Annotated in this window: 17 protein-coding genes; 8 read left to right on the plus strand and 9 right to left on the minus strand. The window is 71.2% G+C overall.

Annotated features, from left to right (window positions below; genetic code table 11):
* Positions 1 to 93: 93 nt before the first annotated feature.
* Positions 94 to 2391 (minus strand): transglycosylase domain-containing protein, encoded by a 2298-nt coding sequence (locus tag ACZ4SW_RS29950; protein WP_468251810.1) that lies wholly within the window; start codon positions 2389 to 2391, stop codon positions 94 to 96.
* A gap of 409 nt (positions 2392 to 2800) precedes the next feature.
* Between ACZ4SW_RS29950 and ACZ4SW_RS29955 the strand changes: the two genes are divergently transcribed.
* Complete coding sequence (locus tag ACZ4SW_RS29955) at positions 2801 to 3139, plus strand: WhiB family transcriptional regulator (RefSeq protein ID WP_181138869.1); 339 nt, start codon at positions 2801 to 2803, stop codon at positions 3137 to 3139.
* Between the two features lie 300 nt (positions 3140 to 3439).
* Here the strand turns inward: ACZ4SW_RS29955 and bagB are convergent, their stop codons facing one another.
* A complete protein-coding gene (gene bagB / locus ACZ4SW_RS29960; protein ID WP_468251811.1) occupies positions 3440 to 4897 on the minus strand; it encodes an ATPase BagB in 1458 nt (485 codons plus the stop codon).
* Entirely contained in the window at positions 4894 to 5871 is a 978-nt protein-coding gene (gene bagA / locus ACZ4SW_RS29965; RefSeq protein WP_468251812.1) for an ATPase BagA, read from the minus strand. The genes bagB and bagA overlap by 4 nt, the downstream gene beginning before the upstream one ends.
* 208 nt (positions 5872 to 6079) lie before the next feature.
* Here bagA and ACZ4SW_RS29970 point away from each other — a divergent pair, with 208 nt between their 5' ends.
* The 4 genes from ACZ4SW_RS29970 to ACZ4SW_RS29985 all read left to right on the plus strand — a co-directional run bounded on the left by ACZ4SW_RS29970 (position 6080) and on the right by ACZ4SW_RS29985 (position 8558).
* Positions 6080 to 6241, plus strand: a complete 162-nt coding sequence (locus tag ACZ4SW_RS29970) for a DUF4177 domain-containing protein (protein WP_003981536.1) — start codon at positions 6080 to 6082, stop codon at positions 6239 to 6241.
* Positions 6238 to 6705, plus strand: a complete 468-nt coding sequence (locus ACZ4SW_RS29975) for a RidA family protein (RefSeq protein ID WP_468251813.1) — start codon at positions 6238 to 6240, stop codon at positions 6703 to 6705. Before ACZ4SW_RS29970 ends, ACZ4SW_RS29975 begins: the two co-directional genes overlap by 4 nt.
* Before the next feature lie 118 nt (positions 6706 to 6823).
* Positions 6824 to 7693: an NUDIX hydrolase gene (locus ACZ4SW_RS29980; RefSeq protein WP_468251815.1), complete on the plus strand. Its 870-nt coding sequence runs from the start codon at positions 6824 to 6826 to the stop codon at positions 7691 to 7693.
* A 34-nt stretch (positions 7694 to 7727) separates the two neighbouring features.
* Positions 7728 to 8558, plus strand: a complete 831-nt coding sequence (locus ACZ4SW_RS29985) for an MBL fold metallo-hydrolase (RefSeq protein WP_468251816.1) — start codon at positions 7728 to 7730, stop codon at positions 8556 to 8558.
* Between the two features lie 272 nt (positions 8559 to 8830).
* On the opposite strand, the gene ACZ4SW_RS29990 is transcribed toward ACZ4SW_RS29985, so the two are convergent.
* Positions 8831 to 9505, minus strand: a complete 675-nt coding sequence (locus ACZ4SW_RS29990; RefSeq protein ID WP_103837943.1) for a Crp/Fnr family transcriptional regulator — start codon at positions 9503 to 9505, stop codon at positions 8831 to 8833.
* Positions 9506 to 9756: 251 nt separating this feature from the next.
* Between ACZ4SW_RS29990 and nth the strand changes: the two genes are divergently transcribed.
* The 3 genes from nth to ACZ4SW_RS30005 all read left to right on the plus strand — a co-directional run bounded on the left by nth (position 9757) and on the right by ACZ4SW_RS30005 (position 13240).
* Positions 9757 to 11064, plus strand: coding sequence for an endonuclease III (gene nth, locus ACZ4SW_RS29995; protein WP_468251817.1), 1308 nt, complete (start codon positions 9757 to 9759; stop codon positions 11062 to 11064).
* Positions 11065 to 11200: 136 nt separating this feature from the next.
* Entirely contained in the window at positions 11201 to 11914 is a 714-nt protein-coding gene (locus ACZ4SW_RS30000; RefSeq protein WP_468251819.1) for an NUDIX hydrolase, read from the plus strand.
* Positions 11915 to 12040: 126 nt separating this feature from the next.
* A complete protein-coding gene (locus tag ACZ4SW_RS30005; RefSeq protein ID WP_468251820.1) occupies positions 12041 to 13240 on the plus strand; it encodes a MarP family serine protease in 1200 nt (399 codons plus the stop codon).
* Positions 13241 to 13278: 38 nt separating this feature from the next.
* On the opposite strand, the gene ACZ4SW_RS30010 is transcribed toward ACZ4SW_RS30005, so the two are convergent.
* The 5 genes from ACZ4SW_RS30010 to acs all read right to left on the minus strand — a co-directional run bounded on the left by ACZ4SW_RS30010 (position 13279) and on the right by acs (position 18779).
* On the minus strand, positions 13279 to 13458 hold the full coding sequence (locus ACZ4SW_RS30010; protein WP_468251821.1) for a hypothetical protein: 180 nt from the start codon (positions 13456 to 13458) through the stop codon (positions 13279 to 13281).
* A 189-nt stretch (positions 13459 to 13647) separates the two neighbouring features.
* A complete protein-coding gene (locus ACZ4SW_RS30015) occupies positions 13648 to 14598 on the minus strand; it encodes an alpha/beta fold hydrolase (RefSeq protein ID WP_468251823.1) in 951 nt (316 codons plus the stop codon).
* Positions 14595 to 15074 carry a phage holin family protein gene (locus ACZ4SW_RS30020; protein WP_468251824.1) on the minus strand — a complete coding sequence of 160 codons (480 nt, stop codon included), beginning with the start codon at positions 15072 to 15074 and terminating at the stop codon, positions 14595 to 14597. The genes ACZ4SW_RS30015 and ACZ4SW_RS30020 overlap by 4 nt, the downstream gene beginning before the upstream one ends.
* Before the next feature lie 64 nt (positions 15075 to 15138).
* On the minus strand, positions 15139 to 16623 hold the full coding sequence (gene nhaA / locus ACZ4SW_RS30025; protein ID WP_468251826.1) for a Na+/H+ antiporter NhaA: 1485 nt from the start codon (positions 16621 to 16623) through the stop codon (positions 15139 to 15141).
* A gap of 200 nt (positions 16624 to 16823) precedes the next feature.
* A complete protein-coding gene (acs, locus tag ACZ4SW_RS30030; protein ID WP_468251827.1) occupies positions 16824 to 18779 on the minus strand; it encodes an acetate--CoA ligase in 1956 nt (651 codons plus the stop codon).
* Positions 18780 to 19122 lie beyond the last annotated feature (343 nt).

Consider the following 19122-nt stretch of genomic DNA (forward strand, 5'->3'; position numbering starts at 1 on the left):
ATGCTCCAAAACAAGAAAAGAACAACCCCCCCCCCCACCCCCCCCACCCCCCCCCCACCACCCCCCCCCCCCCCCCCGCCGCCGTGAGAAGGGCTACCCCCTTCGCCCGCCGTTGCCGTTCCCGTTGCCACCGTTTCCGTTGCCCTGGAAGAAGCCGTCGGGGAAGGAGAAGGTCGGCGTGGGCTGCCCGCCGTTGGTTCCGCCGGTGTCGGTCGGCCCTCCGATCAGGCCGCCGATCAGGCCGCCGGTCGTCTGCCCGCCGTTGTCGTTGCCGTTGCCGTCACCGTGCCCGTGCCCGTGCCCGTGGCTCTTGTCGCCGCCGTTGTCGTCCGGGATGTTGACGAGGTTGAAGTCCGGGGCCGGCTTGCCCGCCAGTGCCCCCGTCATCATGTCGCGCCAGACCGGGCCCGGGACCTGGCCGCCGAAGACCTTGGCGTAGGTGGTGCCGCCGATGGTGATGTCGTACATCTGGCGCTTGTGCGCGGGGTCGCCCACCCAGACCGCGCCCGACATGTTCGGCGTGTAGCCGACGAACCAGGCCGCGTACCGGGAGTCCGTCGTACCGGTCTTGCCCGCGCTGGGTCGGCTGCCGAGGCCGGCCTCCGTACCCGTACCGTCCTCGACGACGCCCTTCAGGAGCGTGTTGACCGTGTCCGCGGTGGTCTCCGACATCGCGCGCGAGCACGTCGACTTCGGGACCGGCAGGGTCTTCTTCTCGTTGCCGACGGTCTGCGTGATCGACTCGATCGCGACCGGCGTGCAGTACGTGCCGCGGTCGGCGAAGGTGGCGTACGCGCTCGCCATCGTCAGCGGCGACACCTCCTGGGTGCCGAGCGCGATCGAGGGGGCCTGGGCGATCGGCGAGCCGTCAGCGCGGTGGAAGCCCACCTTCTTGGCCATGTCTATGACCGGGCAGATGCCGATGTCGCTGATCAGCTGCACGTAGTAGGTGTTGACCGACTTGGCGGTCGCCTCCTTCATGCGGTACGGGCCGTGCTCCGACTCGTTCTCGTTGGTGAGCTTGGTGCCGTCCGTGTTCTGCCACTGCTTGCCGTCGCAGGCGGCGACCGGGCTCGGGTACTCCATCTGGTACGGCGACGAGTACTCCTGGGTCGCCGGCTTGCCGCCCTCGATGGCGGCCGCGGCCACGATCGGCTTGAAGGTCGAACCGCCCTGGTAGCCGGCGCCGCCGCCCATGTCCTTGTCCACGGACAGGTTGATCTGCGTCTCGTCCTTGCCGAAGCCGTACGGACGGGACTGGCCCATGGCGAGGATCTTGCCGGTGCCGGGCTCGACGATGGTCGCGGCCGCGGCCACGTCGTCGCTCTTGTTGACGTGGTCCTTGATGGACGTCTGCACCGAATCCTGCGCCTGCGGGTCCAGGGTGGTGCGGATCGTCAGACCGCCGCGGTTCCAGATCCGCGCCCGTTCCGCCTGGGTCTTGCCGAAGATCGGGTCGTTCAGGAAGACCTCGCGGACGTAGTCGCAGAAGAAGCCCGCACCCTTGACGGCCGTGATGCAGCCGTTCTTCGGCTGGCTCACGTGCAGGCCGAGGCCGGTCGCCTTGGCCTTGTCGGCCTCCGCCTGCGAGATGTCGTGCAGGTCCGCCATGCGCTGCAGCACGACGTTGCGCCGCTGCTTGGCCTCCGCCTCGTCGTTCACGGGGTCGTAGCGCGTCGGCGACTGGACGAGGCCCGCGAGGAGCGCGGACTCCTGGAGGTTCAGGTCCTTGGCGTGCTTGGAGAAGTAGCGCTCGGAGGCGGCCTCGACGCCGTAGGCCTGCTGGCCGAAGAACGTGATGTTCAGGTAGTTCTCGAGGATCTTCTTCTTGCCGAGCTTCTCCTCGATCTGGATCGCGTACTTGAGCTCGCGGATCTTGCGGCCGAGGGTCTGCTGGGTGGCCTGGGCGACCTTGGTCGGGTCGTCGCCGGCCTCCTCGATGAAGTAGTTCTTCACCAGTTGCTGGGTGAGCGTGGAGGCGCCCTGGGCCACTCCGCCGCTCTGCGCGTTCTTGTTCAGCGCGCGCAGGACGCCCTTCAGGTCGATCGCGCCGTGCTGGTAGAACCGCGAGTCCTCGATGGCGACGATCGCCTTCTGCATGTACGGCGAGACGTTCTTGAGGTCCACCACCGTGCGGTCGCGCGAGTAGACCGTGGCGATCTGGCCGCCCTGGCTGTCGAGGATGGTGGTGCGCTGGCTGAGCTGGGGGCTCTTCAGATTGGCCGGGATCTCGTCGAATCCCTGGACCGAACCCTTGGCCACGAGTCCGAGCGCACCCGCGGCGGGCAGGGCGATGCCGGCCATCACAGCTCCCGCGAGCACACTCACTCCGAGGAACTTGGCGGCCTGCTGCACGGGGGACTGCCCCCCGCCCGAGCGCTTTTTTGGCATGAGGGCAGCCTACGTTCTCATTCGCCGGACACGCGTATAGGCCTTGGCCTAAGCTGCTCCCAACTGTCACAGCAGCAGGGCCATGTATCAAGTACGTCCGGCGACCCCGAATCGTTCCGGTGTTCCTCGAACTTTTTTGGTGGACGCGCGCCCGGATTCGCCTTGTGTGTCAGCAGGCGTCCGTTGTGACACAACTGAACTGCCGTGGTTTGTCCGGAAAGTCACGTTTGTTACCAGCTCACTCCCACGGGTGATCTGCCGTTTACCCATAGTCCGTTCGGGCCATTCAAGATTGGGCCCGAAGGGGGTGTTGCGCTGTCCCCTCCTTCCGTAACGTCCTCAACTGGCGGCGGTGAATATGCCGCTGCCGCCGTGGGGGAGCCTCGATTCGGGAGAGGACGGCGCCGGTATGGGCTGGGTAACCGACTGGAGTGCGCAGGCGGCCTGCCGCACTACCGATCCGGATGAACTGTTCGTTCAGGGAGCAGCGCAGAACAGGGCCAAGGCGGTGTGCACCGGATGTCCGGTACGCACGGAATGCCTGGCTGATGCGCTGGACAACCGCGTCGAGTTCGGCGTCTGGGGTGGCATGACGGAGCGGGAGCGCCGCGCACTGCTGCGCAGGCGGCCGACCGTCACGTCGTGGCGTCGCCTGCTGGAGACCGCGCGTACGGAGTACGAGCGCGGGGCGGGCCTGCTGCCGCTCGGCGAGGAAGAGACGTACGAGAACTACGCGGCGGTGAGCTGAGGGCGGCCACCGTCCGAGGCGGTCGCCGTCACAGGCGGCCGCGATGCGAGGCAGTCGCCGCCCGAGCCGGTCGCGGCGGGCGGCGTATGTGTCCCGGTCCCACGCCGCGGACGGCGCAGGTGTGCCGACACGGACCGCGCGCAGGCGTGGGCAGCCGTGCCTGCCGGGCCCGGCAGGGCTGGACTGCCGCGCCCGAGAGGTCGCGCACTGTCGTGCGCCTGCCTCGGCCCTACGAGCGCACCGGGCGACCGGCCGCCCTGTGCCGGCCTCGGCTGCCTCCCGGCGACCCCACCGGGACCCTCACGCGTATTCTTCGCGCTCCTCGGGCCGGTCGGGCTGGTTGGCCGCGAGGCGGTCACCGATGTCCCGCAGCCCCGCGAGGTCGTGGACGTCGCCGGGCAGCGCGGCCACTTCCGCCACGGCCACCTCGGGGTGGAGCGCGGTGAAACGGTCACGCGTGCGCCGCTCGCGGGAGAGCAACTGCATACGCTCGGCGTGCAGTCGCAACAGACCCGCGGTGAGGTGCTCGATGCTCCGGTCCTGGTCCGTGGCGGTGGGGGAGTCCGGGCCGGGGCCAGATGCTTCGGAAGAGGGGGATCCTGAACTGCCGTACGTGTCGGGAGCGTTACGAAGTCCAGCCTTCCCGCCCCGCTGATCCACAATGCGGGGCTCGTCAAGATTTTCTGCGGCGGCGAGTGCCCGCTCGGCCGACAGTTGGGCGGCGTCACTGCCGTGCACCCGGTTGAGCACCAGGCCGGCCAGCGGCATGTCCTCGGCGGCCAGGCGCTGCACGAAGTACGCGGCCTCCCGCAGCGCGTCCCGCTCCGGGGCCGCCACCACCAGGAACGCCGTGCCGGGCGCCTGCAGCAGCTTGTACGTGGCGTCCGCGCGCGTGCGGAACCCGCCGAACATGGTGTCCATGGCGGCCACGAACGTCTGGACGTCCTTCAGGAGCTGACCCCCGAGCAGCTTCCCCAGGGCGCCCGTCATCATCGACATGCCGACGTTCAGGAACTTCATCCCCGCGCGGCCGCCCATCTTCGCCGGGGCCATCAGGACTCGGATCAGCCTGCCGTCCAGGAAGGACCCGAGCCTCTTGGGGGCGTCCAGGAAGTCCAGTGCCGAGCGCGAGGGCGGCGTGTCGACGACGATGAGGTCCCACTCGTCCCGCGCCCGCAACTGCCCCAGCTTCTCCATCGCCATGTACTCCTGCGTGCCCGCGAAACCCGCGGAGAGCGACTGGTAGAAGGGGTTGCCCAGGATGGCGGCGGCCCGTTCGCGGTCCGCGTGCGCCTCGACGATCTCGTCGAAGGTGCGCTTCATGTCGAGCATCATGGCGTGCAGTTCGCCGCCCGCGCTGTCGTCGATGCCCTTCACCCGCCGCGGCGTGTTGTCGAGGGCGTCGATGCCCATCGACTGGGCGAGCCGGCGGGCCGGGTCGATGGTGAGCACCACCACCTTGCGGCCGCGCTCGGCGGCGCGCAGGCCCAGGGCGGCCGCCGTGGTCGTCTTGCCGACGCCGCCGGAGCCGCAGCACACGACGATGCGGGTCTGCGGATCGTCCAGGAGAGGGTCGATCTCCAGCACGGGCCCCGGGTTCAACGCGCGTGTGGAACCCGTGTCGTGGGCCCAGGGCGCATCGGGGGCGGACTCGGCGTGCGGGTGGGCCGGGCCGGTCCGTGCGTCGTCGTGCGTGGGGGCCGTGTCGGCCTGTGTGGGGGCCTGGTCGTCGTGCGTGGGGGCCGGGTCCGAGCTCATGAGATCCCTTGCTGACGCAGTTCCGTGGCCAGTTCGTACAGGCCCGCCAGGTCCATTCCCTCGGCGAGCAGCGGCAGTTCGTGCAGGGGCAGGCCCAGTTCGGCGAGGACGGCACGCTGCTCGCCCTCCAGGCCGAACCGCTCCGCGTACTCGTCGGCCTGCTTCAGCAACGGGTCCACCAGCCGCTCGGCGAGCCCGCCGCGCCGCGCACCGCCGAGTCCGGCGCCCGAGAGGGACTGGGCGATGGCCGTCCGCGGCACCGTGTGCGCGAGGTCGAGGTCCGCCTGGTCCAGGACCTCGGGCCGCACCATGTTCACGATGATCCGGCCCACCGGAAGCTTCGCGGCACGCAGTTCGGCGATCCCGTCCGCGGTCTCCTGGACGGGCATCTCCTCCAGGAGCGTCACCAGGTGCACGGCCGTCTCGGGGGACTTCAGCACCCGCATCACGGCCTGGGCCTGGTTGTGTATCGGGCCGATCTTGGCGAGGCCCGCCACCTCGTCGTTGACGTTCAGGAAGCGGGTGATGCGGCCGGTGGGAGGCGCGTCCATCACCACGTAGTCGTACGCGAACCGGCCGCTCTTGTCCTTCCTGCGGACGGCCTCGCACGCCTTGCCGGTCAGCAGCACGTCCCTGAGGCCGGGGGCGATGGTGGTGGCGAAGTCGATGGCGCCGAGCTTCTTCAGGGCCCGCCCCGCGCCGCCCAGTTTGTAGAACATCTGGAGGTAGTCCAGCAGGGCCAGCTCGGGGTCGATGGCGAGCGCGTACACCTCCCCGCCGCCCGGGGCGACGGCGATCTTCCGCTCCTCGTACGGAAGCGCCTCCGTCTCGAAGAGTTGTGCGATGCCTTGTCTGCCCTCGACCTCGACCAGAAGGGTGCGTTTGCCCTCGGTCGCGAGGGCGAGCGCGAGTGCCGCGGCGACCGTGGTCTTTCCGGTCCCGCCCTTACCGCTGACGACCTGGAGCCTGCTCACGTCCTCGAGCCTAACCAGTTCGCGCGCGGGCTACGCGGGAGGCTGTGGACAACCGCGGTCCCGGTCGGCCTCCCGCCGGTCGCCTGCGCCGCGCCGGTGGGCCCGCGTGCGGGCCGCGGCGACCGTTCCGACCCGCTTTGCGCAAGTTCGTTGTCCCGGTCGTGGCCGACCGGGTGACCCTCGCGCCGCAGCGGCTACAGTCGGCCCCATGACCAAGTGGGAATACGTCACCGTGCCGCTGCTCGTCCACGCCACGAAGCAGATTCTGGACACCTGGGGCGAGGACGGCTGGGAGCTCGTCCAGGTCGTGCCCGGGCCGAACAACCCCGAGCAGCTCGTGGCCTATCTGAAGCGGGAGAAGCAGGCGTGAGCGCGGTCGAGTCCCGGCTGGCCGAACTGGGTCTGAGCCTGCCGCAGGTCGTGCCGCCGCTCGCCGCCTACCAGCCCGCCGTGCAGTCGGGGCCGTATGTGTACACCTCCGGGCAGCTCCCGATGGTGGACGGCAAGCTGCCGGTGACCGGCAAGGTGGGCGCCGAGGTCACCGCGGAGGAGGCCAAGGAGCTGGCTCGTACGTGCGCGCTGAACGCGCTCGCCGCGGTCAAGTCCGTGACGGGCGACCTGGACCGCATCGCGCGCGTGGTGAAGGTCGTGGGCTTCGTGGCGTCGGCCTCCGACTTCACGGGCCAGCCCGGTGTCGTCAACGGCGCCAGCGAACTGCTCGGCGAGGTCCTCGGCGACAAGGGCGTGCACGCCCGCAGCGCGGTCGGCGTGGCCGTGCTCCCGCTGGACGCGCCGGTCGAGGTCGAGATCCAGGTGGAGCTGGAGCAGGCGTGATCGCCGCTCGCTGAACACGCGAGGGCGATGACGTCCGGGCGAGGGCGCAGGGGCGACGTCCCCCGGCAGGCGATCGTCGCCTCTCGAACATCCGCTCACTACGGGATAGCCTCCGCCCATGGCGAATGGTCAGTGGTTTCCCCCGGAGTGGCCAGAGCGGATCCGCGCGCTCGCGCAGGGCACGCTCACCCCGGTCACCCCGAAGCGTGCGGCCACCGTCATACTCCTCAGGGACGACGGCGGCGCCCCGGCCGTCCACATGTTGCGCAGACGCGCCTCCATGGCGTTCGCGGGAGGCGCGTACGCCTATCCGGGCGGCGGTGTCGACCCGCGCGACCACGATCTGCGGATCGGCTGGGCGGGCCCCACGCGCGCGTGGTGGGCCGAGCGCCTCGGCGTCGACGAGACGTCCGCCCAGGCGATCGTCTGCGCCGCCGTACGGGAGACGTACGAGGAGGCGGGCGTGCTGCTCGCCGGACCGGCCCCGGACACGGTCGTCGGCGACACCACGGGCGCGGACTGGGAGGCGGACCGCGCGGCCCTGGTCGCCCGCGACCTGTCGTTCGCGGAGTTCCTCGAGCGCCGGGGGCTGGTCCTGCGCTCCGACCTGCTCGGCGCGTGGACCCGCTGGATCACTCCGGAGTTCGAGTCCCGCCGCTACGACACGTGGTTCTTCGTGGCCGCGCTCCCCGAGGGGCAGCGCACCCGCAACGCCTCCACGGAGGCCGACAGCACGGTGTGGATCCGCCCGGCCGAGGCGGCTGCCGCGTACGACAGGGGCGAGCTGCTGATGATGCCGCCCACCATCGCGACCCTGCGCCAGCTCATCCCCTGCGCGACCGCCGCCGAGGCGCTGAAGGCCGCGCCCGGCCGTGACCTGAGTCCCGTTCTGGCCACGGCCCGCCTCGAGGACGGCCGGATCGTGCTGTCCTGGCCGGGCCACGACGAGTTCACCAAGCACATCCCGACGGGCCGGACGCCCGCATGACCCACGCGATCCACGCGACGGAAGGTTCCCTGGCATGACGGACGCCGCAGCCCTCCCCGGCCGGCCGCGCGGCGCGGTCCTCTCCGGCCCGGCCACCACGCGCGCGGTGAACGTCCTCGCGCCCAACGCGTCGCCGATGACCCTGGACGGCACCAACACCTGGGTGGTCTCCGAGCCCGGCTCCGAGCAGGCGGTGGTGATCGACCCCGGACCGCTCGACGAGGGCCACCTGCGCAATGTGATCGAAACGGCGGAGAAGTCCGGCAAGCGGATAGCGCTCACCCTGCTCACGCACGGGCACCCGGACCACGCGGAGGGCGCCGCCCGGTTCGCCGAGCTGACGGGCACGAAGGTGCGCGCCCTGGACCCCGCGCTCCGCCTCGGCGACGAGGGCCTCGGCCAGGGTGACGTGATCACGGTCGGCGGCCTGGAGCTGAGGGTCGTGCCGACGCCGGGTCACACCTCCGACTCCCTGTGCTTCCACCTCCCGGCCGACCGGGCCGTGCTGACGGGCGACACCGTCCTGGGCCGCGGTACGACGGTGGTGGCGCACCCCGACGGCCGCCTGGGGGACTATCTGGACTCCCTGCGCCGCCTCAGGTCGCTCACGGTCGACGACGGGGTCCACACGGTGCTGCCGGGCCACGGGCCGGTCCTGGAGGACGCCCAGGGCGCCGTCGAGTACTACCTCGCCCACCGCGCCCACCGTCTCGCCCAGGTCGAGACGGCGGTCGAGAACGGGCACCGCACCCCGAGCGAGGTCGTCGCCCATGTGTACGCCGACGTGGACCGCTCCCTGTGGCCGGCGGCGGAGCTGTCGGTGCGGGCGCAGCTCGACTACCTGAGCGAGCACGGCCTGATCTGAACCCCCGGGTGCGCGGGGCCCCGCGGCCTGCACGCGCGCGGGCCGGGGTCCTGCGGCCCGCACGCGCGCCGGCCGGGGTCCTGCGGCCCGCACGCGCGCGTGCTCCGGCCTCGGGTGCAAGCGGCGGCCCGGTGCCGCGGCTTCGGCCGGTGGCGGTCCTCGACGGCCGCCGCGGAGGACTCTGTCGGCGGCGGCACTCGGCCGACGGCGACGGCGAAGGGCCCCGCCTCACCGAGAAGCGGGGCCCGAAGCCGTACGGACGGGACGGGGCGTCAGCGCGAGCGCTTGGCCAGTCGCTCCACGTCCAGCAGGATCACGGCCCGCGCCTCCAGGCGGAGCCATCCGCGCTGGGCGAAGTCCGCCAGCGCCTTGTTCACGGTCTCGCGGGACGCGCCGACGAGCTGGGCCAGCTCCTCCTGCGTGAGGTCGTGCACGACGTGGATGCCCTCCTCGGACTGCACGCCGAAGCGCCGGGAGAGGTCCAGCAGGGCGCGCGCGACACGGCCCGGCACGTCCGAGAAGACCAGGTCGGACATCTGGTCGTTGGTCTTGCGAAGCCGCCGGGCGACGGCGCGCAGCAGCGCGGCGGCCACCTCGGGCCGTGCGTTCAACCACGGCTGGAGGTCGCCGTGGCCCAGGCCCAGCAGCTTGACCTCGGTCAGCGCGGTGGCCGTCGCCGTACGCGGGCCCGGGTCGAACAGCGACAGCTCGCCGATCAGCTCACCGGGGCCGAGCACCGCCAGCATGTTCTCGCGGCCGTCGGGGGACGTGCGGTGGAGCTTGACCTTGCCTTCCATGACCACGTACAGGCGGTCACCGGGGTCGCCCTCGTGGAACAGCGAGTCGCCGCGGGCGAGGGTCACCTCACTCATGGAGGCGCGGAGCTCCGCGGCCTGCTCGTCATCGAGCGCCGCGAAGAGCGGGGCGCGCCGCAGAACGTCGTCCACGAGTTCTCTCCTTGTCGACCTGCTCAGGGGATCTTGCTCCCCCGGATACCAGGGGACCGTGTTCCCCATTTTGCCGGACGGTCCAAACAGTGTGATCTGTCACAAGGATGCCGCACCGATGCCCCGGGATACGCGGCAGGGGTCCAATTGGATGCTGATCTTCCGGGTGCGGGGCGGATGTCGGTGCCGGGCCTTAGGCTGGCCGGGTGTCCAAATCGCCGGTGAGAACACAGGCCAAGGGGGCTGGACGGGTGGTTGCACGTCGCGATTCCGCTCTGGGCGAACAGGGTCCTGGTGGCGGAAGGAAAACGGCAAAGACGGCGAAGGCGGCGCCCGAGGAAGCGCCGGAGCAGCGCCCTGTCGGGAAGCCGGCCACCAGGAGGGCCACGGCCGCCACCAAGAAGGCCGCTCCCGCGAAGAAGGCCGCTCCCGCGAAGAAGGCCGCTCCGGCGAAGAAGGCGGCCGGCGCCACCACGACGGCGACCGCGACGACCCCCGCGAAGGCGGCGGCGAAGAAGGCCCCGAGCGGGAGGACTGCGTCCGGGAAGGCCGCCACGGCCAAGGAGACCCAGGCCGAGAAGGCCACGCCCGAGAAGACCCCGGCCAAGAGGACCGCGGCGAAGAAAGCTCCGGCCAAGAAAGCCCCGGCCAAGAAAGCCCCGGCCAAGAAAGCCCCGGCCAAGAAGACCCCCAGGAAGCCCGCCCACGCCGAGGCCGTCGTCGCCGACGGCACCGTCGCGGTCGGGCGCGCCCCCGCGAAGACGGTGGCCGCCAAGCCCCCCACGAGCGAGTCCCGCACCGCTCTCGTCCGCCGTGCCCGCCGCATCGACCGCGAGCTCGCCGAGGTGTACCCGTACGCCCACCCGGAGCTCGACTTCGAGAACCCCTTCCAGCTCATCGTCGCGACGGTCCTGTCCGCGCAGACCACCGACCTCCGGGTGAACCAGACCACCCCGGAACTGTTCGCCAAGTACCCGACCCCGGAGGACCTGGCGGCGGCCAACCCGGAGCAGGTCGAGGAGATCCTGCGCCCGACCGGGTTCTTCCGGGCCAAGACCAAGTCGGTCATAGGGCTCTCCAAGGCCCTGGTGGAGCAGTTCGGCGGCGAGGTCCCCGACCGCCTCGAAGACCTCGTCAAACTGCCCGGCGTCGGCCGCAAGACCGCGTTCGTGGTGCTGGGCAACGCCTTCGGCCGCCCCGGCATCACCGTCGACACGCACTTCCAGCGGCTGGTGCGCCGCTGGCGGTGGACCGACGAGACCGACCCGGACAAGATCGAGGCGGCGGTCGGCGCGCTCTTCCCCAAGAGCGACTGGACCGACCTGTCCCACCACGTCATCTGGCACGGCCGCCGCATCTGCCACGCCCGCAAGCCGGCCTGCGGCGCCTGCCCGATCGCCCCGCTCTGCCCGGCCTACGGGGAGGGCGAGACCGACCCGGAGAAGGCCAAGAAGCTGCTGAAGTACGAGAAGGGCGGCTTCCCCGGCCAGCGGCTCAAGCCCCCGCAGGCGTACCTGGACGCGGGCGGCAAGCCGGCCCCTCCGCTGGGCGCCGGGTGACGGCCGCGCGCGGTGCGGCACGCCACCCGGTGGAGGGACGTGTCCGCACGGGCCGCAGGGCGCGACACCCGCACGAGGGATGCGCGGAACGATCCGTGGTGGCGCGGGCGTTGGAACCGGCAGATCGGGGGTGGCGATGACGCACGCGAGCAACACGGGCCACAGGCACGACACGGACGGCGTACGGCTGCGGCTGAGCACGGAGGGCCTGCCGGACTGGCTCGACCCGGTGGTACGGGCCGCGCGGACCGTCGAGCCGCTCCAACTCAGCCGTTTCCTGCCGCCGGAGAACGGCGCGGGGCGCCAGTCGGCCGTGCTGATCCTGTTCGGCGAGGGCAAGCGCGGCCCCGAGCTGCTGCTGATGGAGCGCGCCGGTTCGCTGCGCTCGCACGCCGGGCAGCCCTCGTTCCCCGGTGGCGCCCTCGACCCCGAGGACGGCGACCCGAAGGGTGACGGACCGCTGCGGGCGGCCCTGCGGGAGGCCGAGGAGGAGACCGGGCTCGACCCGTCCGGCGTGCAGCTCTTCGGGGTGCTGCCCAAGCTGTACATCCCGGTCAGCGGCTTCGTCGTGACACCCGTCCTCGGCTGGTGGCGCGAGCCGAGCCCGGTGGGTGTCGTCGATCCGAACGAGACGGCGCGGGTGTTCACCGTGCCCGTGGCGGATCTCACGGACCCGGCCAACAGAGCCACCACCGTCCACCCCAGCGGCCACCGAGGTCCGGCATTCCTGGTCGAATCGGCCCTCGTCTGGGGCTTCACAGCCGGCGTCATCGACCGCCTGCTGCACTACGCGGGCTGGGAGCGTCCCTGGGACCGGGACAGGCAGGTCCCGCTCGACTGGCGCTCATGACAAGGTGACCTGCGTGCTGTGTTTTCCCGGCGAGCGGCGCGCCGCCATGCCGCCGCGTGCTGAGCCGGATCCCCGGCCGGGCGACGGCGACCGCAGACGTGACGAGGCGAGGCGAGGCTTGAAGCAGTGAACGTGCTGGACATCCTGTTGCTGGTCGCCGCCGTCTGGTTCGCGGTCGTCGGCTACCGCCAGGGCTTCGTCGTCGGCATCCTGTCGGTGATCGGCTTCCTGGGCGGCGGCCTCGTCGCGGTCTATCTGCTGCCGTTCCTGTGGGACAGGGCGACGGGCGACCACAAGGTGAGCACGACCGTCGCCGTCGTCGCCGTCGTCGTGGTGATCGTCTGCGCCTCCGTCGGCCAGGCCCTGACCACCCACCTCGGCAACAAGCTGCGCAGATACATCACATGGTCCCCGGCGCGCGCCCTGGACGCCACGGGCGGTGCCCTCGTCAACGTGGTGGCGATGCTCCTGGTCGCCTGGCTGATCGGCTCCGCCCTCGCCGGTACGACGCTGCCGACGCTCGGCCGTGAGGTCCGCGGCTCGAAGGTGCTCCTCGGCGTCTCCCGCGCCCTGCCCGCGCAGTCGGACACCTGGTTCGCGGACTTCTCCTCGGTCCTCGCGCAGAACGGCTTCCCGCAGGTCTTCAGCCCGTTCGCGAACGAACCCATCAACGAGGTCCAGCCGCCCGACCCCGCCCTGGCCAGGAGCGCCGTCGCCGTGCGCGCGCAACGCTCCATCGTCAAGGTGATGGGCACGGCGCAGAGCTGCGGCAAGGTCCTCGAAGGCACCGGTTTCGTCTTCGGCGACCGCCGTGTCATGACCAACGCGCACGTGGTCGGCGGCGTTGACGAGCCCACCGTCCAGATAGGCGGCGTGGGACGGAAGTACGACGCGAAGGTGGTCCTGTACGACTGGCGGCGCGACATCGCCGTACTGGACGTCCCGGACCTGGAGGCCCCCGCGCTCAAGTTCGCGTCCACGGACGCGACCGGAGGCAGCGGCGCGATCGTCGCGGGCTTCCCGGAGAACGGCTCGTACAACGTCCAGCCGGCGCGCGTCCGCGGCCGCATCACGGCCAACGGGCCCGACATCTACCACCGCGGCACGGTCCGCCGCGACGTGTACTCGCTGTACGCGACCGTCCGCCAGGGCAACTCCGGCGGCCCGCTGCTCACTCCCGACGGCAGGGTCTACGGGGTGGTGTTCGCCAAGTCCCTGGACGACGCCAACACGGGGTACGCGCTGACGGCGGACGAGGTCCGTCAGGACATCGCCCAGGGGCGTGCGGCGAACCAGCAGGTGGACAGCGACAGCTGTGCGCTGTGAGGCCCGGCGGGCCGCAAGCGGCCGTGGCCGGGCGCGGCTCAGCCGCGCGGGTGGCGCAGACGGACCGAGACCCAGCGGGCCCGGCGGCGCAGAATGCGGGGGATCCCCACCTGGGTCTCCGTGCCCGCCAGTTGCGGGGTGCCCCTTTGGTGGGAGCCCGGCGTGGTGGCCGAGCGGCGGTTGCGTGCTACGTCACTGTAGTCGTGCGTCCAGCCCATACCCCGACGTCTGCCCCCGCCTCAAGGTCGATAACCGCCTCGGGGCCGCCCAATTGGCCTATGCGGCGGGCATGTGGCCGTTCGTGGAACAGGGGTTCGCGTCCGGATACCGGGCGTATGCGCGGGGTGACCGGCCGAGTTCGTCCGCGTTCCGGCCGACTGGCCGATTCCGGGGGGACCGCCGGAAGGTCAGCGGTCGGGCTCCGGGTCCTTCAGCCAGTTGATCAGCTCGGTGGAGAACGCCACGGGGTCCTCCTCGTGCGGGAAGTGTCCGAGGCCGTCGAACAGCCGCCAGCGGTACGGCGCCTCGACGTACTCGCCGGACCCGGCCGCGCTCCTCGTCCGCATCACCGGGTCCAGCGAGCCGTGCAGATGCAGGGTCGGGACCCGTACGGGCCGTTTCATGCGCCGGTTGAACTGGATGCCGTCGGGCCGGGCCAGGGAGCGCACCATCCAGCGGTAGGGCTCGATGGAGCAGTGCGCGGTCGACGGGATGAGCATGGCGCGCCGGTACACCTCCACGGCCTCGTCGTCCGCCGCCTTCGGACCCGACCAGTCCCGGATGAGCTGCCCCACCAGAGCCGCCCCGTCGGCGGTGAGCCGGCGCTCCGGGATCCAGGGCCGCTGGAACCCCCAGATGTGTGAACTGGCGGACGACTGCTTGACGTCGGCGAGCATCGCCGAACGCCAGCGCCGCGGATGCGGCATCGAGGCGACCGCGAGCCGCCGTACGAGCTTGGGACGCATGACGGCCGCCGTCCAGGCCAGGTAGCCGCCCAGGTCGTGGCCGACGAGCGCGGCGTCGGGTTCGCCCAGGGACCGTACGACCCCGGTGATGTCCAGCGCGAGGTTCGCGGGGTCGTAACCGCGCGGCGTACGGTCGCTGCCGCCCACCCCGCGCAGGTCCATGGCCACGGCCCGGAAGCCCGCGTCGGCCAGCGCCACGAGCTGGTGCCGCCAGGTCCACCAGAACTGCGGGAAGCCGTGCAGCAGCAGCACCAGCGGGCCGTCGCCCAGTTCGGCGATGTGGAAACGTGCGCCGTTGGCCGCTACGTCCCGGTGTGTCACCTTTTTCCCGCCGGGGACGTCAAGGCGTACGACTGTGGGGGATTGCGCCGATGGGGTGGCGGGGTCCGTCATGAGGACGAGCGTGCCACAGGTTCGACGGCCTTGTCGGCCCGCTGGGACGACCGCGGGTGCGGCTTGGCGTTCTGCAGCACGCCGGCGGTCTCCTTCATGGACGCGGCGACCTTCTGGGGACCCTTGCCCTTCTTCGCCTTCTTCGCGAACGCCAGGCCGATGAGCCCGAGGAAGCCGGCGACCAGCACGTTCGCGCCGAAGGAGAGCAGGAAGCAGACGGCCAGGTTCCAGCCGCTCCACGTGCGGATGCCGTACGCCAGCGCGAAATTCAGCATCGGCAGGGAGAACAGCAGGACGGCGCCCGCGGCCGAGAACGCGCCGCCGCTCGTCGCACCGCGCTTGACGTCCCGTTTGAGCTGAGCCTTCGCCAGCGCGATCTCGTCGTGCACCAGTGCGGACAATTCGGTCGTCGCCGAGGCGAACAGCTGGCCGATGCTGCGTTCGGCGCCGACCGGGCTGCCGTCGGGTGCGCTCATCGCGATCTCCCTGCTCTCTGCGTACGTGCTCCGCGGACGCTGCGGAGTGTGGTGATGTGTCAGATCATGCCGGACGCTCGTTCTCCTCGCTTGCCCTGCCCGCCACTTCCGCAAGCGCGCCGTCGGCGCCTTCGGCGGGCGGGCCTTCGGCGGGCGGCCCGTCACCGGCGGCCGTGCCGTGCCCGGCCGACTTCAGGGCGGCGAGCCTGCGGTGCTCGGCGGCCTTGCGTTCGTGGATCCCGGCCATGCGCAGGTGGTAGGCCGGGTCGTCCTGCTCGTAGACGTCCGGAATGCCGTCCAGGTCGTCGTCGCGGTCCTCCTCCGCGCACAGGGCGCGGTACTTGGCGTTGCGTATCTTCAGCAGCACCGTCGCGCAGCAGGCCGCGATCAGCGATCCGGTGAGGACGGCGGCCTTGACCTCGTCCCCGAGCGCCGGATCGCCGTCGAAGGCCAGTTCGCCGATGAGCAGTGAGACGGTGAAGCCGATGCCGGCCAGGCAGGCCACCGCGAACACGTCGGCCCAGGCGATGTCCTCGCTGAGCGAGGCCCGGGTGAAGCGGACCGTCAGCCAGGTGCCCCCGAAGACGCCGACCGCCTTGCCGATGACGAGGCCGAGCACGACACCGAGCGTCTCCGGCCGGGTGAACACGTCCGCGAGCGCCCCGCCCGAGACCGTGACGCCCGCACTGAACAGGGCGAACAGCGGCACGGCAAGGCCCGCCGAGAGAGGACGTACGAGGTGTGCGATGTGCTCGCCCGGGGAGCGCTCCTCGTTCTCGCGGCGGTGACAGCGCAGCATGAGGCCCATGGCCACGCCGGCGATGGTGGCGTGGACGCCGCTGTTGTACATCAGCCCCCAGATGACCAGCGCCAGCGGCACGTACACGTACCAGCCCCGCACCCCGGTACGCAGCAGCACCCAGAACACGGCGAGGCCGGCGACGGCGCCGCCGAGGGCCGCGAGGTTCAGGCCGTCCGTGAAGAAGACCGCGATGATCAGGATGGCGAACAGGTCGTCGACGACGGCCAGGGTGAGCAGGAAGGCGCGCAGGGCGGAGGGCAGGGAGGTCCCGATGACCGCGAGAACCGCCAGCGCGAAGGCGATGTCGGTGGCGGTGGGCACGGCCCAGCCGGCCGGGGATCCGCCGCCGGCCGCGCTGGTCAGGGTGTAGACGAGCGCGGGTGCGGCCATGCCGCACAGGGCGGCGACCACGGGCAGGACGGCGGCGCGGGGGTCGCGCAGATCGCCCGCGACCAGCTCCCGTTTGAGCTCGATCCCGGCGACGAAGAAGAAGATCGCGAGGAGGCCGTCCGCGGCCCAGTGCTGGACGGACAGGTCCAGGCCGAGGGCGGCGGGGCCGAGGCGGTGGTGGCTGAAGCTCTCGTAGCCGCCGTGGAGGGCGGGTGTGTTCGCCCACAGCAGTGCGGCCACCGCGGCGAGCAGGAGCAGGACGCCGCCGACGGTCTCGGTGCGCAGCGCGTTCGCGACGAAGGTGCGCTCGGGCAGGGAGAGACGTCCTGGGAAGGTGCGGGTGCGGGACGCGGCCACGGTGGGGACCTCCGGGTCGGTACGGCGGACGGACGGCCGTCACGGAACGTGCGGACCGCTTGCCGACCAGACTTCCCGGCACACCCTGGAACAACGATTTTACCTGATCATTACTCCTGCGGATTCAGGGGGGTGTGAGGCGGCGTGACGAAGGCGGCGCCCGGCGTACGGCCGGGCGCGCCCTCGTCACGCCGGGATCCTCAGTCCTCGCTCGGTGCCGCCGGGAGCTTGGCCTGGATCAGGTCCATCACCGTCGAGTCCGTCAGCGTCGTGACGTCCCCGAGCTGGCGGTTCTCCGCGACATCGCGCAGCAGGCGCCGCATGATCTTGCCGGAGCGGGTCTTCGGCAGCTCCGCCACCGGGAGGATCCGCTTGGGCTTGGCGATCGGGCCGAGCGTGGCGCCCACGTGGTTGCGCAGCTCCGCCACCAGGTCCTCGGTCTCCGCCGCAGTGCCGCGCAGGATCACGAAGGCGACGATGGCCTGGCCCGTCGTCTCGTCGGCGGCGCCCACGACGGCGGCCTCGGCGACCGACGGGTGCGAGACGAGAGCCGACTCGACCTCCGTGGTGGAGATGTTGTGCCCGGACACCAGCATCACGTCGTCCACGCGGCCGAGCAGCCAGATGTCGCCGTCGTCGTCCTTCTTGGCGCCGTCACCGGCGAAGTACCTGCCCTCGAACCGGGACCAGTACGTGTCGATGAAGCGCTGGTCGTCGCCCCAGATGGTGCGCAGCATCGACGGCCACGGCTCGGTGAGCACCAGGTAGCCGCCGCCTCCGTTCGGCACCTCGTTCGCCTCGTCGTCGACGACGGTGGCGGAGATGCCGGGCAGCGGCCGCTGCGCGGAGCCGGGCTTGGCCTCGGTCACGCCGGGCAGCGGGGAGATCATGATGCCGCCCGTCTCGGTCTGCCACCAGGTGTCCACGACCGGCGTGCGGTCCCCGCCGATGTGCTTGCGGTACCAGATCCACGCCTCGGGGTTGATCGGCTCACCGACGGACCCCAGCACCCTGAGCGAGGACAGGTCGAACTTCGCGGGGATGTCGTCGCCCCACTTCATGAACGTGCGGATGGCGGTGGGCGCCGTGTACAGGATGGTGACCCCGTACTTCTGCACGATCTCCCAGAAGCGGCCCTGGTGCGGGGTGTCCGGGGTGCCCTCGTACATGACCTGGGTGGCGCCGTTGGCCAGCGGTCCGTAGACGATGTAGGAGTGGCCGGTGACCCAGCCGACGTCCGCGGTGCACCAGTAGACGTCGGTGGCGGGCTTGAGGTCGAAGACGGCGTGGTGGGTGTACGCCACCTGGGTGAGGTAGCCGCCGGAGGTGTGCAGGATGCCCTTCGGCTTACCCGTCGTACCGGACGTGTACAGGATGAACAGCGGGTGCTCCGCGTCGAACGCCTCGGGCGTGTGGTCGGCGGACTGCCGGTCCACGAGCTCGTGCCACCAGATGTCCCGGCCCTCGCTCCAGGCGACGTCCTGGCCGGTACGGCGGACCACGAGCACGTGCTCCACGTTGTCGACCTTGCCGATGGCCTCGTCGACGGCGGGCTTGAGCGCGGACGGCTTGCCGCGCCGGTAGCCGCCGTCGGAGGTGATGACGACGCGTGCGTCGGCGTCCTGGATGCGGGTGGCGAGCGCGTCCGCCGAGAAGCCGCCGAAGACGACGGAGTGGGCGGCGCCGATGCGGGCGCAGGCCAGCATCGCGATCGCGGTCTCGGGGATCATCGGCATGTAGACGGCGACCCGGTCGCCCTTGCGGACACCCAGCTCCAGCAGGGCGTTCGCGGCCTTGGAGACCTCGTCCTTGAGCTCGGCGTAGGTGATGGCGCGGCTGTCGCCGGGCTCGCCCTCGAAGTGGATGGCGACGCGGTCGCCCAGACCCGCCTCGACGTGACGGTCGACGCAGTTGTACGCGACGTTGAGCGTGCCGTCCTTGAACCACTTGGCGAACGGCGGGTTCGACCAGTCCAGCGTCTCGGAAGGCTCCTTGGCCCAGGTCAGCCGGCGGGCCTGCTCGGCCCAGAAGCCGAGCCTGTCAGCCTTGGCCTGTTCGTACGCCTCTGCCGTGACGTTGGCGTGGGCGGCCAGGTCGGCGGGCGGCGCGAACCTGCGCTCTTCCTTGAGCAGGTTGGCCAGGCTTTCGTTGCTCACGACATCTCCCTTTCCCAGGGTGTCCGTTGTGTCCCAGGCCACAGCTCACCAGACCGGAGGGCCCGGTGACAAGGGCCGACCGGAAAATGGTGTAGACCTTTCATGGTCTGCGGCCGGACCGGTCTGCCCCAGGTCACGTGCGGGCCACTCTCCTGGTTCATCCGGCGGGCCCGTCCGGCGACGTATCTCACACTCGCCCGGCCGGGGATGTCGTGTCGGGGGGGGGGGGGGGGGGGGGGGGGGGAGAGAAAACAACCCCCCCCCCCCCCCCCACCACTAACAGGAGCGGTGACGTCGACACCACCGAAAGAGAAAAAAAAAGACCCCCCCACCCCACACAAGA

Source organism: Streptomyces sp. NPDC028331, assembly GCF_055565775.1.